At 73.6% G+C, this 15,084-nt stretch carries 12 protein-coding genes; all 12 read right to left on the bottom strand.

Annotated elements, in window-relative coordinates; translation table 11 throughout:
• Positions 1 to 113, bottom strand: a 113-nt coding sequence (locus tag ACFWBD_RS40300) for an adenosylhomocysteinase (RefSeq protein ID WP_385570159.1), incomplete at its 3' end; no start/stop codon positions are given.
• Positions 103 to 969 (bottom strand): methylenetetrahydrofolate reductase [NAD(P)H], encoded by an 867-nt coding sequence (gene metF, locus ACFWBD_RS40295; protein ID WP_385678807.1) that lies wholly within the window; start codon positions 967 to 969, stop codon positions 103 to 105. The genes ACFWBD_RS40300 and metF, both read right to left, overlap by 11 nt.
• A gap of 167 nt (positions 970 to 1,136) precedes the next feature.
• The gene (locus ACFWBD_RS40290) at positions 1,137 to 2,117 is read right to left on the bottom strand and encodes a carbohydrate kinase family protein (protein ID WP_385678804.1); all 981 of its coding nucleotides are present in this window, start codon (positions 2,115 to 2,117) and stop codon (positions 1,137 to 1,139) included.
• A gap of 246 nt (positions 2,118 to 2,363) precedes the next feature.
• Positions 2,364 to 3,617: a methionine adenosyltransferase gene (metK, locus tag ACFWBD_RS40285; RefSeq protein WP_385678801.1), complete on the bottom strand. Its 1,254-nt coding sequence runs from the start codon at positions 3,615 to 3,617 to the stop codon at positions 2,364 to 2,366.
• Between the two features lie 351 nt (positions 3,618 to 3,968).
• Entirely contained in the window at positions 3,969 to 5,555 is a 1,587-nt protein-coding gene (locus tag ACFWBD_RS40280) for a class I adenylate-forming enzyme family protein (protein WP_385678798.1), read from the bottom strand.
• 263 nt (positions 5,556 to 5,818) lie between these two features.
• Positions 5,819 to 6,442 carry an NAD(P)H:quinone oxidoreductase gene (wrbA, locus tag ACFWBD_RS40275; RefSeq protein ID WP_385678795.1) on the bottom strand — a complete coding sequence of 208 codons (624 nt, stop codon included), beginning with the start codon at positions 6,440 to 6,442 and terminating at the stop codon, positions 5,819 to 5,821.
• Positions 6,443 to 6,783: 341 nt separating this feature from the next.
• Positions 6,784 to 7,779, bottom strand: coding sequence for a methyltransferase (locus ACFWBD_RS40270; protein ID WP_385678792.1), 996 nt, complete (start codon positions 7,777 to 7,779; stop codon positions 6,784 to 6,786).
• Entirely contained in the window at positions 7,776 to 8,933 is a 1,158-nt protein-coding gene (locus tag ACFWBD_RS40265; protein ID WP_385678789.1) for a DegT/DnrJ/EryC1/StrS family aminotransferase, read from the bottom strand. The genes ACFWBD_RS40270 and ACFWBD_RS40265 overlap by 4 nt, the downstream gene beginning before the upstream one ends.
• A 16-nt stretch (positions 8,934 to 8,949) precedes the next feature.
• Positions 8,950 to 9,507 carry a cupin domain-containing protein gene (locus ACFWBD_RS40260; RefSeq protein ID WP_385678786.1) on the bottom strand — a complete coding sequence of 186 codons (558 nt, stop codon included), beginning with the start codon at positions 9,505 to 9,507 and terminating at the stop codon, positions 8,950 to 8,952.
• A gap of 32 nt (positions 9,508 to 9,539) precedes the next feature.
• Positions 9,540 to 10,607, bottom strand: a complete 1,068-nt coding sequence (locus ACFWBD_RS40255) for a type III polyketide synthase (protein ID WP_385678784.1) — start codon at positions 10,605 to 10,607, stop codon at positions 9,540 to 9,542.
• Positions 10,608 to 11,470: 863 nt separating this feature from the next.
• A complete protein-coding gene (locus ACFWBD_RS40250; protein ID WP_385678781.1) occupies positions 11,471 to 12,895 on the bottom strand; it encodes a condensation domain-containing protein in 1,425 nt (474 codons plus the stop codon).
• Between the two features lie 934 nt (positions 12,896 to 13,829).
• A complete protein-coding gene (locus ACFWBD_RS40245) occupies positions 13,830 to 14,786 on the bottom strand; it encodes a BTAD domain-containing putative transcriptional regulator (RefSeq protein WP_385678778.1) in 957 nt (318 codons plus the stop codon).
• Between the last annotated feature and the right edge of the window lie 298 nt (positions 14,787 to 15,084).

Below are 15,084 nucleotides of genomic sequence, written 5' to 3'. Positions count from 1 at the left end.
TTGCGGATCGACATCAGGCCGGGCATCTCGTGCTCGGCCAGGGTGATCTCCTTACGGCCGAAAGCGGCCAGGGAAAGATCGGCGACCTTGAAGTCGGTGGGCTCAGCAGGCATGGAGGATCCTTGCGCTCGTCGAACTCAGGACGTTGCGGTGGATGTCCAGAGCCGCCGTGGACTTGTTGAGGGTGATGTAGTGCAGGCCGGGGGCGCCTTCGGCGAGAAGGCGTTCGGCCATGGCGGTGGCGTACTCGACGCCGATGCGGTGCGCGTCCCGCGGGTCCTCGCGGGCCGTGTGCAGGCGGGCGGCGAGGGCCTCGGGGAAGGCCGCGTCGGAGAGTTCGGCGAAGCGGGCGATCTGCCGGTGGTCGGTGGCCGGCATGATCTCCGGGATGATCGGGATGTCGCAGCCGGCGGCCGCGACCCGGTCGCGCAGCCGCAGATAGTCCTCCACGTGGAAGAACATCTGGGTGATCGCGTAGTCGGCGCCCGCCCTGCACTTGGCGACGAAGTGCCGGATGTCGGACTCCCAGTCGCGCGAGCGGGGGTGGCGCTCGGGGAACGCGGCCACCCCGATCCTGAAGTCGCCCAGCGAGCGGACCAGTTCGACCAGCTCGTAGGCGTGGGCGAAGCCCCGCGGGTGCGCCGTCCAGGCGCCCTTGGGGTCGCCCGGCGGGTCGCCGCGCAGTACCAGGACGTCGCGGATGCCGGCGTCCGCGTACCGGCCGATGATGTGGCGCAGTTCGGCGACCGTGTGGCCGACGGCGGTCAGGTGGGCGACGGGGCGCAGGGTCGTCTCGGCGGCGATGCGCCGGGTGACGGCCACCGTGCGGTCCCGGGAGGAGCCGCCGGCGCCGTAGGTCACGGACACGAAGTCCGGGCGCAGCGGCTCGATCCGGCGGATCGCCTTCCACAGTGTCCGCTCCCCGGCGGCCGTCTTCGGCGGGAAGAACTCGAAGGAGAACGTCGTCACGGGCGGGCGCCTTGCGGCGCCGGCGCGGTCCGCCTGCGCCGCGGCCTGGGGTGCTGCCGGCTGGGGGGCTGCCGGCTGGGGCAAGTGGCGTGGCGCGGGGGGCTGTTCCCGCACCCTCGTGCCCCGCGTGCCCCGCGTGCCGGCGGCGGGGCGGGGCTGGTCGGGGCTCATGACACGCCTGCCAGGCGGGGTTCGGCGGCGCGGGCCGCGTCGTCGCCGTAGGTCCGGGCGATGCGGGCGGTCAGGTCGGCGGCGAGGACTTCGTACTCCTGGGTGCCGACCGATTCGAGCACGGTGGTGGCCAGGGCGCAGCCGAGCCGGGCGGCCTGTTCGTGCGGCCACTGCCAGGCCAGTCCGGCGAGGAATCCGGCCCGGAAGGCGTCGCCGGCGCCGGTGGGGTCGGCGATCTTCTCGGCGGGCACGGCCGGTATGTGCCGGCGGGGGGTGCCGGAGCGGGCCAGGGTCACCCCGTCGGCGCCCAGCGTGGTGATCCAGGTGCCGGTCCGCTCGAGGAGGTCCTCCTCGCTCCAGCCGGTGCGCTCCTTCAGCAGGGCGGCCTCGTAGGCGTTGGTGAACAGCCACGTCGCTCCCTCGACCAGCCGGCGGGCCTGTTCGCGGTCGAGGCGGGCCAGTTGCTGGGAGGGGTCGGCGGCGACGGGGATGCCGAGGCGGTGGGCGGTGGCGGTGTGCCGCAGCATGGCCGCGGGGTCGTCGGCGCCGACGAGGACGAGCGCCAGGCCGGTGCGGCGGGCGGTGTCGGCCAGGTCGATGTCCGCGGCCTCGGCCATGGCGCCGGCGTAGAAGGTGGCGATCTGGTTCTGGTCGGCGTCGGTGGTGCACACGAAACGCGCGGTGTGCAGGGTGTCGCTGACCCGCACCGCGGACGTGTCGACGCCTGCGGCGCGCAGCCAGGCGCCGTACTCGGCGAAGTCCGTGCCCGCCGCGCCGACCAGGAGCGGGTCGCAGCCCAGCAGCCCGAGGCCGAAGGTGATGTTGGCGGCGACGCCGCCGCGGTGCACCTCCAGCCGGTCGGCGAGGAAGGACAGGGAGACCCGCTCCAGCTGGTCCTTGATCAGCTGTTCGGTGAAGCGTCCGGGAAACACCATCAGGTGGTCGGTCGCGATCGATCCGGTCACGGCGATACGCACGGCACGTGCTCCTTGGGCCTCTGGGCGGGACGGTCCGGCCGGTGTCCGGGGCGGCGAGTGGGCCGGCGGGCAAAGGAAGCGAGGGCGGAGAGAGCGGGGAGCGGGGAGCGGAGAAGGCGGGCAGAGGAAGCGGGGCGGAGAGAGCGGGAGTGGAGAGAGCCGGGGGGAAGCGGGGAGCGGTGGGACGGGGGGTGCCACCGCTCCCCGCCGGCCTGGGCGCCGCGGTGTTCTCGCGGCGCTGTCCGGTCAGCTCGCGGCGACCGCCGCGCGCAGGGCGTCGGCCCGGTCGGTGCGCTCCCAGGTGAAGTCCGCCAGCTCGCGGCCGAAGTGGCCGTAGGCGGCGGTCTGGGCGTAGATCGGGCGCAGCAGGTCGAGGTCGCGGATGATCGCGGCGGGGCGCAGGTCGAAGACGGCGGTGATGGCGTCCTCGATCTTCTCGGCGGCGACCGTGCTGGTGTCGAAGGTCTCCACGAACAGACCGACCGGTTCGGCCTTGCCGATCGCGTACGCCACCTGTACCTCGCAGCGCGCGGCAAGGCCGGCGGCGACGACGTTCTTGGCGACCCAGCGCATCGCGTAGGCGGCGCTGCGGTCGACCTTGGAGGGGTCCTTGCCGGAGAAGGCGCCGCCGCCGTGGCGGGCCATGCCGCCGTAGGTGTCGATGATGATCTTGCGGCCGGTGAGGCCGGCGTCGCCCATCGGGCCGCCGATCTCGAAGCGGCCGGTGGGGTTGACCAGGAGACGGTAGTCGTCGGTCTCCAGTTTGATGCCGTCGTCGGCGAGGCGGGCCAGGACGGGCTCGACGACGTGGGTGCGGATGTCGGGGGTGAGCAGGGCGTCGAGGTCGATGTCGCTCGCGTGCTGGGAGGAGACCACGACGGTGTCCAGGCGGACCGGGCGGGCGCCCTCGTACTCGACGGTGACCTGGGTCTTGCCGTCCGGGCGCAGGTAGGGGACGGTGCCGTCCTTGCGGACCTCGGTCAGGCGGCGGGCCAGGCGGTGGGAGAGCTCGATCGGCAGCGGCATCAGGGTGGGGGTCTCGTCGCTGGCGTAGCCGAACATCAGGCCCTGGTCGCCCGCGCCCTGCCGGTCCAGTTCGTCCTCGGCGCGCTCTTCGTGCTCGTCGTGTTCGTCGTGTTCGCTGCGGCCGGTGTCGACGCGGACCTCGTAGGCGGTGTCGACGCCCTGGGCGATGTCGGCCGACTGTGCGCCGATGGACACCGAGACGCCGCAGGAGGCGCCGTCGAACCCCTTGGCCGAGGAGTCGTAGCCGATGTCGAGGATCTTCTGGCGGACCAGGGTGGCGATGTCTGCGTAGGCGGAGGTCGTCACCTCGCCGGCGATGTGCACCTGGCCGGTGGTGATCAGGGTCTCGACCGCGACGCGGGAGTTGGGGTCCTGGCGCAGCAGCGCGTCCAGGACGGTGTCGCTGATCTGGTCGGCGATCTTGTCGGGATGTCCCTCGGTCACGGATTCCGAGGTGAACAGGCGGCGGGACATGACACTCCAGGACGGTGGTGGGCGGACACGGGCGACGAGTGGTGCGCGGGAGCTGCGCGGCCGGCTCGGTTGCGCGGCCGGCGCGACCAGCTCGGCTTACGCGACCGGCTCGGCTTACGCGACCGGCTCGGACGGGGCCGGGCTGCCGTCGGGGCCGGGAAGGCCGGGGTGTCGGCTCGGCCGGGGGGCCGGGGCTGGAGGCCGGCTCGGCCGGGGCCGGGGCCGGGGCCGGCTCGGCCGGGGGCCGGGGCCGGGGGCCGGATTGCCGTCGGGGACGGCGGGCCGGCGGCCCCGGCCCCGGCCGCGGTCGTGGTGCCGGCCGCGGGGCGCGGGCGGCTTGCTAACCGCGGGTCATGTCCGGTTCTTCAGCTGGTCCTTGATCCGGTCGGCCAGTGCGAGCCGCTGCACCTTGAGCGTGGCGGTGCGCGGCAGTTCGGCCTGGGGGATCTGGACGGGGGCGGCCAGCTGGGGGAATCCGGCGACGGCCCCGCGCCAGCGCTCGGGGTCCAGCGGCTGGTCGTCGCGGGTGCAGATCACCGGGATCGCCTCGGCGGCGGGGCCCTGGATGACGACCAGTTCGCTCAGTTCGGGCAGCTTGCTCAGGACGAGGTCCTCGACCTCCAGGGAGCTGCGGACCCCGGGGATCATGTCGACCTCGCGGTCGAGCATGTGCAGGCAGCCGAACCGGGTGAAGTAGCCGACGTCCCCGGTGCGCCACCAGTCGCCGAAGCGGTTGGTGTCGTAGCGGTCCTGTTCGGCGAAGTACGTTTTGGCCAGGCCCGGCCAGGCGACCTCGATGAAGCCGGGGTTCTTCTCCGCGGGCTGCTTGCCGTCCCGGCTCACCACCCGGACCTTCGCCGCGCCCCCGGGCATCTGCCAGCCCACGCAGCGGCCGTTGGCCTTGTGGGCGGAGCCGCGGAAGTAGGCGCGGCCGACGGCGGGCCCGACCTCGCTCTGCCCGTAGATCTGGAAGAAGAACGCGCCGCGCCGCTCGGAGGACTTCAGCAGCCGGCTCATCGTGCCGGGGTGGATCGCGTCGAAGGTGCTGCTGAAGTACTTCACCGAGGCGAACGGCTTGCGGGGGTCCTCGGCCAGGCTCTCCCACTCCATCAGCGAGTTGGGCAGCGCCTCGATGAACCCGGGCCGGTTGTGCAGGAAGAGGTCGGCGACCGTGTCCGGGTCCGACTCGTTCATCAGCAGGACCGGCATCTCCCGCAGCAGGGCCAGGGCCATCGCCGCGACCATGCGCGAGTGCACGAAGGAGATGTGCACCGCGACGGTCTCCGGCTCGCGCATCAGGGAGAGCAGCCGCCACTGCGGCTTGAGCCGGATGCCCTGGGTGCGGGGGGTGTGCACGACCAGCTTGGGCAGTCCGGTCGTGCCGGAGGTGTGGGTGATCACGGCGGCCTCGTCGATCGGCCGCACCACCGGCTGCACCCGCGGCGCGCCGGCGAACTTGCCGAGCGACTGCGCTCCCGGCCGTTCACCGGAGACGATGATGACCCGCCGGGTCAGCTCCGCCACCGGCACCTCGGCCAGGACGTCGAGTTTGTGCTCGTCGGTCAGCAGGTTGGGCCGGCCGACCCGTTCCAGCAGTGCGCCCACCGTTTTGGCGTCCAGGCCGGGCGAGAGCATCACCGGGATGGCGCCGATCCGGGACGCGGCGCAGGCCAGCACCCACACGTCGGCGTTGGCCTTCTTGTGGACCACGATGTGCTCGTCGGGCCGCACGCCCGCCGCCCACAGCCGGGCCGCGAGGTCGTCCACGAGGTCGGCGAGTCGGGAGACCGTCAGGTTCCGGCCCGCCTCGGGCAGGACGTCGAGATCGTGGTCGAGGGTGATCGGCGTCGCACCGTTGACGGCCGCGGCCATGGCCGGCAGCAGGCCGATGTGAAGACCGCGCTTCTGTATCGATCGGTAGGCCACAGAGCCCTTCATCGGGGCTGCTCCTTTGCGGTGGGCGAGGGACGTTCGGGCTGTCGCCGGCGGGTGCGGGAGGCCGCCGCGCGCGGCGGCACTGCGCGCGGCGGCAGGTACGGCGAGGGAGGGCAGGGTGTCTCCCCAAGACGGGTGCGCTGCCCCAAGACGGGTGCGCTGCCCCGGGGCGGGTGCGCTGCCCCTGGGAAGGGGCGGCACCCCGGGACCGGTATGCCTGCCGGGCAGGGGTACTGCCCCGGGGGCGGGTGTGCCGGGCGGGGCCGTCAGGAGGCGGCGCGGCCGGCCTTGAGGGCTGCCGCGGTCTCCGCGACGCGACGGGCCTGGTGGGCGGCGGCCGCCAGCACCGCTTCGCCGGGCGCGGAGCCGGCGCCGCCGACGCCCGAGACGTGCGAGGTGCCGTAGGGGTTGCCCGTCTGGAACTGGATGGGGTCGGTGTAGCCGGGCGGCACGATGATGCCGCCCCAGTGGTAGAAGGTGTTGCTCAGCGCCAGGATGGTGGACTCCTGGCCGCCGTGGGCGGTGCCGGTGGCGGTGAACGCGGAGAGGACCTTGTCGGCCAGTCCGCCCTGCTGCCACAGGCCGCCGGCGGTGTCGATGAACGCCTTGAGCTGGCTGGCCACGTTGCCGAAGCGGGTGGGGGTGCCGAACAGCACCGCGTCCGCCCAGCTCAGGTCGTCCAGGGTGGCTTCGGCGACGTCGGCGGTGTCCTTGAGGTGCTGGGCCCAGGCCGGGTTGGCGTCGACCGCCTGCGGCGGGGCCAGTTCGCGGACCTTGCGCAGGCGCACGGTCGCGCCGGCCTTCTCCGCGCCCTCGGCGGCGGCCTTCGCCAGGGTGTGCACGTTGCCGGTGGAGCTGTAGTAGATGACGGAGACGTTCACGGGTGCCATATGCGGTGTCCTTGTCTTGGATTTCGGTGTCGGATGATCCACGGGCCCGGGCCCGTGCCTCTGGCCCCCGGTCCGGTTGCGATTGCGGTCGTGCCGGGCCGCCGGTCCTGCGGTTGCGGTGCCGGGCCGCCGGTCCGGTTGCCTGCTTCCGGCGGCGGGCGGGGGCCTGCTTTCCGCCGGCGGCGGGCGGGGGCCTGCTTTCCGCCGGCGGCGGGCGGAGTGCCTGCCTTCCGCCGGCGGCGGGCGGGGTGCCTGCCTTCCGGCGGCGGCGGTCCGGTTGCCTGCCTTCCGCCGGCGGCGGGCGGGGTGCCTGCCTTCCGCCGGCGGCGGGCGGGGTGCCGCTAGCGGGCGAGGACCAGCGTGGCGGGCGGTGCGGAGTGGAAGGAGACGTCCGTGAAGCCGGCCTTGACGAGCCAGTCGCGGTAGTCGCTCTGCCGCCAGGTGCTGCCCTGCTTGCTCTTGAGGAGCATTTCGGAGGCGAAGATCAGCGGGAAGGCCGGGCCGCTGCGGTCGTCGTCGACGACGTAGTCGTTGACGACGAGGGTGCCGCCGGGTTTGAGGGCCTGGCGCAGCCGGGTGAAGACCTCCACGTTGCTCTCCGGGCCCTCCTGGTGGGCGATGTGGGAGTACAGCGCGATGTCGTAGCGGGCGGTGCCGAAGTCGGTGGCGTGGAAGTCGCCGTCGATGGTGGTGAACCGGTCGCCGACGCCGCGTTCGTCGAGGAGCCGGCGGGCGATCTCGTTGATCGGCGCCCAGTCGAGCTGGGTGGAACGGGCGGCCGGGTTGGTCTCAAGCCAGATGCCGGAGTAGATGCCCGAGCCGCCGCCCACGTCGAGGATGGAGAGCTCGCCGGCGCCGGCGAGGCCGAGGACGTCGGCGGCGATCGTGGCGGCGGGGACCGACTGTGCGGCGATGGCCGTGACGATCTCCTGCCAGTGCGGGTTGTTGGCGACCTCCACCACGACCTCGCTGACCGGTCCCCCGGCGCGGACCACGTCGGGCAGGCCGGTGAGGCTGCCCATGTGCGAGAGCTTGAGCTTGGCGAAGTTGCTCAGGCTGGCGGGCCGGCCGTCGACCAGGTAGGCGGAGGCCTCCGCGGTGTTGCGGTAGCGGCCCTTGTCGAGTTCGACCAGGCCCACGCTGACGAGTCCGTCGAGGAGGGTCTGTGCGCCGCGTTCGGAGATCTCGGCGCGGGCGGCCAGTTCGGTGGCGGTGCCCGCGCCGTCCTCGAGGTGGGTGAAGAGCGAGTGGCTGGCGGCGGCGCCCAGGACGCCGGTGGCCCAGTAGCCGTTGATCAGCCGCAGGACGTTGTCCGGTGACGGCGCGCTGTCGGTCATGCTGCCCCTCCTAGGGCCCGGGAGGACGCCGAGTGGGTGCGGACCGCGCTGCGCAGGGCGGCCACGACCCGTTCGGCCTGGTCCGCGGAGAGTTCCGCGTGCATGGGTATGGCGAGGTTGCGGCGGAAGAGGTCCGCCGAGACCGGGCAGGTCTGCTTGGACTCGAAGACGGGCTGTACGTGGGTGGCCCAGGTGCCGTGCCCGCAGCCGATGTTCTGGGCGCGCAGTTCGGCGGCGACGGCCGCGCGGTCGACGCCCGCGTCCAGGGTGACCATGTAGGACTGCCAGGCGTGGGTGCGGTCCCCGGGTACGTGCGGCACCGTCAGGAGGTCCTCGTCGGCGAGGAGTTCGCCGTACCGGGCGGCGACGGCGGCGCGGCGGGCGAGGAGTTCGTCGATCCGGCCCAGCTGGACCTGGAGGATCGCGGCGGCGATGTCGGACAGTTTGAAGTTGTAGCCGATCTCGGTGAATTCCGGGATGGGCAGGCCGACGACGTCGCTGATGTCGAAGATGCTGCCGATGCCGAAGGAGGAGCGCAGCCGCGCGTCGGCTGCGATCTTCGCGTCGGCGGCGAGCAGGGCGCCGCCCTCTCCGCTGGTGGCGCCCTTGCGGCCGTGGAAGGACAGGCAGCCCACTTCGGCGAGGGCGCCCGCCTGGCGGCCCTGGTAGGTCGCGCCGACCGCGCAGGCGGCGTCCTCGACGAGGAACAGGCCGTGGCGGTCGGCGATCTGCTGGAGCGGTGTGTAGTCGGCGGGGATGCCGACGGTGTCGACGGCGATGATGCCGACGGTGCGGGCGGTGACCAGGTCGGCGACCGCCTGCGGGTCGACGGTGCCGGTGTCGGGGCGTACGTCGGCGAAGACCGGGACGGCGTCGAGGTAGCGCACGGCGTGGGCGGGTGCGGGGAAGGTGTAGTCGGCGACGATCACCTCGTCGCCGGGCTTGACGCCGAGGGCGAGCAGGGCCAGGTGCAGTGCGGCGCCGCAGTTGCTCACCGCGACGGCGTCGCCGACCGCGTACTTCGCGGTGAGCTGTGCCTCCAGGGCCTTGCCCCTGGGGCCCTGGCCGGCCGGCCAGCCGGAGGCGAACACCTCGGCGACGGCGGCCAGTTCCTGTTCTCCCAGACTCGCGTGGACCAGGGGAATCGATTCCATCGTCTGTCGTCTCCCGTCAGGCGCCGGGCTCTGCGGCCGGGTCGGCGGCCAGGAGCGTGGGGGGTGTGTAGTTCAGCGGTGTGATCTGGCTGACGTCGTAGCGTTTGCGCATCGCCTCCACGGCGGCGGGGTCCACCGAGGTGCCGCGCGACCAGATCTGCGCGATCTCCTCGAAGTACAGCTCGTGGTCGGGCGAGGGGTAGCTCTGGAAGAGCATCCGGGCGGGTTTGTCGGTGGCGTTGCGGAAGGCGTGCGGGGTGCCGGGGGGCACGAACATGCAGGCGCCCTCGCCCGCGCGGACGACGCGGTCGCCGACGGGGGACTCCCAGTCGTGCCAGGTGTCCTCGGTGCGTCTCGCCGGTTCGAAGGCCAGCAGGTCCAGCTCTCCCTCCAGGACGTAGAAGAACTCCTGGGAGTGGCTGTGCACGTGCGCCCCGACGTCGAATCCGGGCGGCACGACCACCTCGAAGACCGATATGGAGGAGCCCATGGCCTCGGTGGCCTTGAAGGTCACTTCCTGCGCCGGGGTGATCAGTTTGCGCCCCGCACCCGGGGGGACGATGAGGTCGGTCATACGCTTCGCTTCCTTGGGTCCGGGCCGGGGGTTCAGCCGAGGCTGCGCGGGCTGTCGTCGGCCCAGGTGCCCAGCGCCATCTCGGCGGTGATACCGGGACCGAATCCCGCGATCAGACCGGTCGCGCCGGGCAGCGGGGTGTCCTCCTCGAACAGCCGGCGGGCGGCGTCCAGGACGACGGCGCTGGCGATGTTGCCGTACTCGGTCAGGGTCGCCCAGCTGTGGCGGAACACCTTGCGGTCGACTTCGAGGAACTTGGCGAGGTCGTCGAGGATGCGCGGGCCGCCGGCGTGGACGATGTAGAAGTCGAGGCTGCCGGCCTCCCAGCTGTGGTCCTTGGCCAGTTCGCGCAGGACCGGGGCGAGGGGTTCCATCGTGCCGGGCACCCGGCGGTCCAGCTGGAAGTGGAAGCCGGTGTCGCGTACCGCGTAGGAGATCCAGTCCTCGGTGTTGGGGATGAGGTAGGAGGCGTTGCGTTCCAGCTCGATGCCGGTGCCGCCCAGGCCCCGGACGACGGCGGCGGCGACCGCGTCGCCGAACAGGCCGTCGGACAGCAGGGATCCGATGTCGTCCGCGGTGGGCTGGTAGCACAGGGAGCACAGCTCGCAGGAGACGATCAGGACGTTGCTGCCGGGGTGGGCCAGGCAGAAGTCGTGGGCCCGGTTGATCGCCGCTCCGCCGGCCGCGCAGCCCAGCTGCGCGATGGGGATCTGGCGGGTGTCGGAGCGCAGTCCCATCTTGTTGATCAGCCATGCCGTCAGCGACGGCATCAGGAACCCGGTGCACGACACGTAGATGATCGCGTCGATGTCACGGGCCGTCAGCTCGGCGTTCGCCAGGGCGCGTTCGATGACCTCGGGGCAGCGCTTCTTCGACTCGACCTCGTAGATCCGGTTGCGCTCTTCGAAGCCCGGGTGGTGGAGCGTCTCCTCGATGGGCTGGACGAGGTGCCGCTTCTTCACGCCCGTGTTGCGGATCAGGCGCAGCGCCAAGGGAAGCTGCGGCTTGCCGGCATGCGCCTTTTCGGCAAATTCCAGAGTCTCTTCCACTGTGATGACATGTTCCGGCGCGCTCATCGCCGGTTTGCATAGCCTTGGCATATATCTGGAATCCACTTCTTCTGGAGTCTCGACAGCAAGGGCAGTGGGACATGGGGCTGGCGGCAGGCCACCTGCGCCCGCCTCCCTCGGTGTGGTTGTTGACGAGGTTCTTCACGGTGGCCCGCACCGTCCGCGGCCGGGCCGGGGGCGGATACGGTTCCCGGTCGAACGCCGCAGGACCCTGCCGGACGGCCCCCTCCCCCTCCGCTCCCGGCCAACCCCCTCGGAACGCACGTGAATTGACATGCCGTCAGAGGGCATGCCGGAGTGGGCGGGGGCGGCGGGTGAGGTGACGCGGCGGCGGGCCGGGCGGGCAGATGCGCGCCGGGGCGCGCCGCGTCGGCCTTGCGGGGAAAGGGACTTCAGCCGCTTCGAGGAGGCGGCCGGCTGCCGTGGATCACAGGGGGCTCGGTTCCGCTGGGGCGCGGACCGGCGATACGGCACTCAATCCGCTGCCTCGCAGATGTTTCCGGGCAGGGAAGGCGTGCAGAAATCGTGACACGGGCAAAGCCCTGACGCCAGAACACCACCAGGTGACGCGGGTCACATGCGGTCCGGGCCATCCGACGGCCCGGACACGCCCCGGCGCCTGCGGGGCGGGGCGGGCACCTGCGGGGCGCGCCTGAGTCAACTCCCCTGTCCGCGCGGAGAGTTACGGGCACGGCGGACGGGGCGCGCAGGGGGCGGCCGGCGCAGGGGGCCCCGGCGGGCCGGGCGGCACGCGGCAGGCGGCAGGCGGCAGGCGGCACGCGGCAGGCGGCAGGCGGCAGGCGGCAGGCGGCAGGCGGCAGGTGACACGCCGTCGCGCAGGTGATCGCGGCGGATGGTGACCAGGACGCGGGCGGCGGGTGCGGGCGGGGCTGTCAGCGGGGCGGGCCGGGGTGGGGCGGGGCGATGCGGGGCCGGGGGGCCTGGCCGAGCAGGTCCAGTACCTCGGCGACGGTCTCGGTGCCGTCGAGGGCGGGCAGATGGCGCAGCAGCCGGGCGCACTGGCCGGCCAGCAGGCCGGCGTCGGCGTCGCAGAGGCGGGCGCGGTCGTGGACGACGGTGACCAGCCGCGAGCCGTCGGCGTCCTCGCGTACCAGCAGGGCGACGGGCAGCAGGGGGTGTGCGCCGCTGGCGTGGCGGTGCCCGAAGCGGATGCCGGCGTCGGCGAGGCGGGCCTGCAGGTCGGGCAGCGGGCGCGGGGCGGGCTCCAGGGAGACCAGGCTCTGCAGGCGGCGGGCGGGGCGGCCGGCCCACTCCTGGATCTGGCGGGGGCAGACCCATTCGTAGGCGGCCATGTCCAGGGCCCGGTCGCGCAGGTCCGCCAGCAGCGCGCCGATCGGCCGGCCGGCCTCGACCAGTGCGGTCATCGGCAGACAGCTGCGCAGCGGTCCGACCAGCCGCTCGGCGCATTCCAGGGGGATGCCGCGCCCGGAGACGGTGACGCCGAAGCCCACGGGTACGGGTCCGCTCGTGTCGGCCGCGCGGTACAGCAGCAGCGCCCACGCGGCGTACAGCACGCTGGAGTCGGGCAGGCCCCGGCCGGCCGCCCACCGGTGGAGGCGGTCGGTGTCGGCGGCGGTCAGCCGGGCCTCGGCGCGGCCGGGACCGTTCTGTCCGGTGTGCGGGCCGGGCAGTGCGGGCAGCACGGCGGAGGTGTCGGCGGGCAGGGCCCGGCAGAAGAAGTCCCGTGCCGCGGTGGTGTCCTGGCACTCCAGCCAGTGCAGCCAGTCCCGCACGTCAGGCCGGCGTTCGCCGCCGGGCAGCACGCCGCCGCCGAGGTAGGCGCGGCTGAACTCGTTGTGGAGCACGGACACGCTGAGGACGTCCAGCAGCCCGTGGTGGAAGGTGAGCAGGACCCGGGTGACGTCGGGGACGCCGGTGTCGACGAGGGTGATGCGCAGCGGGCCGGGGCTGCTCAGGTCGAAGCCGTGCAGCCGGTCCCGCTCCAGCAGTTCGTCCCAGTCGACGGTGCCCGCGCGGTGCCGTACGACGTCGGGGCGTGCGTTCAGGTGGAAGACCAGGCGTGGCTTCGGGGCCCATTCGAAGGCGCCGCGGAGAATCGTTTCTCTGTCGATGACGGACTGCCAGGCGGCGGTGAACCGCTCGGTGTCCAGCGGCCCGTACCAGTGCCACCAGGCCTGTTCCACGTGCCGTCCGGTGGACCGGTTCGCGGCGGAGGCCAGCAGCGCGCCGCAGCGGTGCCAGGGTGCCGGCCCGGGTGGTCGTGCGGCGCGTGCGGGTGCGGTGGGGCGGCGGTCGGTACGGATCCATGCACGGCGCCGGCGGCTCGACCTCGCCATGTCTCGTCCTCCTCGCAGTCGCTGCCGCGCCCCGCCAGGACCGCGGGTCGCAGTGATCCCGCCGGAGCGGCTTGCCCGGGTGTGGCACTCCCGGGCGCATCATGCAGGACTCCCCCGTCAGCGCCCTGACGGGATGCCGACGCGGCTCGAACACCGCTCGTGACCGCCTGGGCGACGGCTGGAGCCGGGCCGCGGCCGGCACCCGGGCGGACGGGAGCCGCACGGCCAACTGCCGCACGGGCGGGGCCCGGTGGCGAGGAATCCGGGTCCGCCGACGGCGGCGCAGGCCGGCGGACCGTCTTGCCTGCCGGGCCTGGGGGTGGGCGCGCAGGCGCGCTGCGCAGGCGCCAGTGGCACGTCGGCGTCAGCGGCACGTCGGCGTCAGCGGCGCAGGCGTCGTCGTCTGCGGGGCGGCCCGGCGGTGATCCACGGACGGCCGGGGCGCCGGTCCGGCGTTGTGCGCGGGCACCGTCGTCTGCGGGGCGGCCCGGCGGTGATCCACGGACGGCCGGGGTGCCGGTCCGGCGTTGTGCGCGGGCACCGTCGTCTGCGGGGCACCGACGGCCGGGGCGCCGGCCTGGAGCGGTGTGCCGGCCTCGTCGTCTGCGGGCGGTCCGTCGGCGGTCCGCGCACGGACCGGGTGCGGCCCGTCCGCGGCGCGGCGGTGTCCCGGGTGCCCGGGACGCTGTCCGCCGCCGGCCGCAGGCGTGCGCGCGGCAGGCCCCGCGGGCCGGTTGCCGCCCGGTGGAGGAAGCCGCGGCCCGGCTTCGGAGGGGCGCTCGACAGCGCGCGGTGTCCTCAAAGGACGGCCTGGGACCGCCGGGGGTAGACCGCGCCCGGCGGCCGGGCCCGATGCAGGCGGAGGCGCCTGGCGGTGCGGGCGCGCAGCGCAGGCGCAGGCGCAAAGCGGGCAGGGCTACGGCAAGCCGGACGGTTAGCGGGGCATGAGTTGGTCGAGGCGGCTGAGCAGGTCGTGCTGTTCCTGGGCGAGGCGTTCGACGCGGTGGCGCAGCCAGACGATCTCCTCCCGCAGCAGCGTTACGTCGCTGTCGTGGCCGGGGGTGTCCGGCACGGCGGCCGGCCCGGCCCGCGGCAGCGGCGGGGCGGTGAGGTCCGCGCCCAGGTCCTGGCGGTGCAGGATGGCCTGCATCCGGGCGCGCAGCGCGGGTCCCGGTTCGATGCCCAGGTCGTGGACGAGTGTGCGGCGGGCCCGTTCGTAGGCCCGGAGGGCCTCCGCCTGCCGGCCGCACCGCTCGAGGGCGCTCATCAGCAGTTCGTGGAAGCGTTCCCGCAGCGGGTGGGCGATGGTCAGTTCCTCCAGCTCGCCGGTGATCTCACGGCCGTGTCCCGCGCGCAGGCACGCGTCGTACAGGGTCTCCAGGGCGACGAGCCGGCCCTCTTCCAGCAGTGCGGCCTCCGCCGAGCAGATGGTGCCGCGGCCGCTGCCCTGCAGGGCCGCGCCCCGCCACAGTGCGAGGGCCTCGCGCAGGAGGCCGGCCGCGCGGACGGGGTCGGCGCCCAGCAGTGCCCGGCCCTCGGCGGCCAGGCGGGTGAAGCGGCGTGCGTCGGTGTCGATGCCGCCCAGGCGCAGGACGTATCCGGTGGGGCGGGTCGCCAGTGCTTCGTGGTGCCGCGTCCCCTGGCCGGGCGCGGAGGCGGGGGCGGGGAGCAGCCGGCGCAGCCGGGCGACGTGGGCCTGCAGGGCGTTGGCCGCGTTCGACGGCGGGTGCTCGCCCCACAGTTCGTCGACGAGGCGGTCGCGGGGCACGATTTGGCCGGCCTTCACCACGAGGGCGCCGAGCAGGGCGCGCTGCTTGGCGCCCACGGGCACGATCCGCAGATCGGTGCGCGTGTCGCAGATCTGCACGGAACCCAGAATCCCAAACTCCATGCCGTCCTCGCACCGGGATGTCCAACGAATTCCGGGCACAGTAGTCGGCACGCGGGCAAAGCGCAGGGCCTGCCGCCGGGGTGCGGGCCCGTGTGGACTGTTTCTCCAGGGGTTTTCAAGTCGGTCCGGCGGCCGGGCGGGCTCTTTCGCCGCGGGTTCTCGGGTGCGGCGGGCCGGCGCCGTTCCGGTTCCGTTTTCCGGGCGGTTCTCGAATACCGCTGGAGAACCACTCGGCACCGCCTCGCACCCCCCTGCACAAAACCTTCAGACCCCCTCGCGGCCAACCCGCGAAAACCCC

This window comes from Streptomyces sp. NPDC060002, assembly GCF_042737245.1.
In the GTDB taxonomy this organism is placed as follows: Bacteria; Actinomycetota; Actinomycetes; order Streptomycetales; family Streptomycetaceae; genus Streptomyces.
Note: the sequence above shows the minus strand (reverse complement) of the source record. Positions and strands in the feature narration are given on the sequence as shown.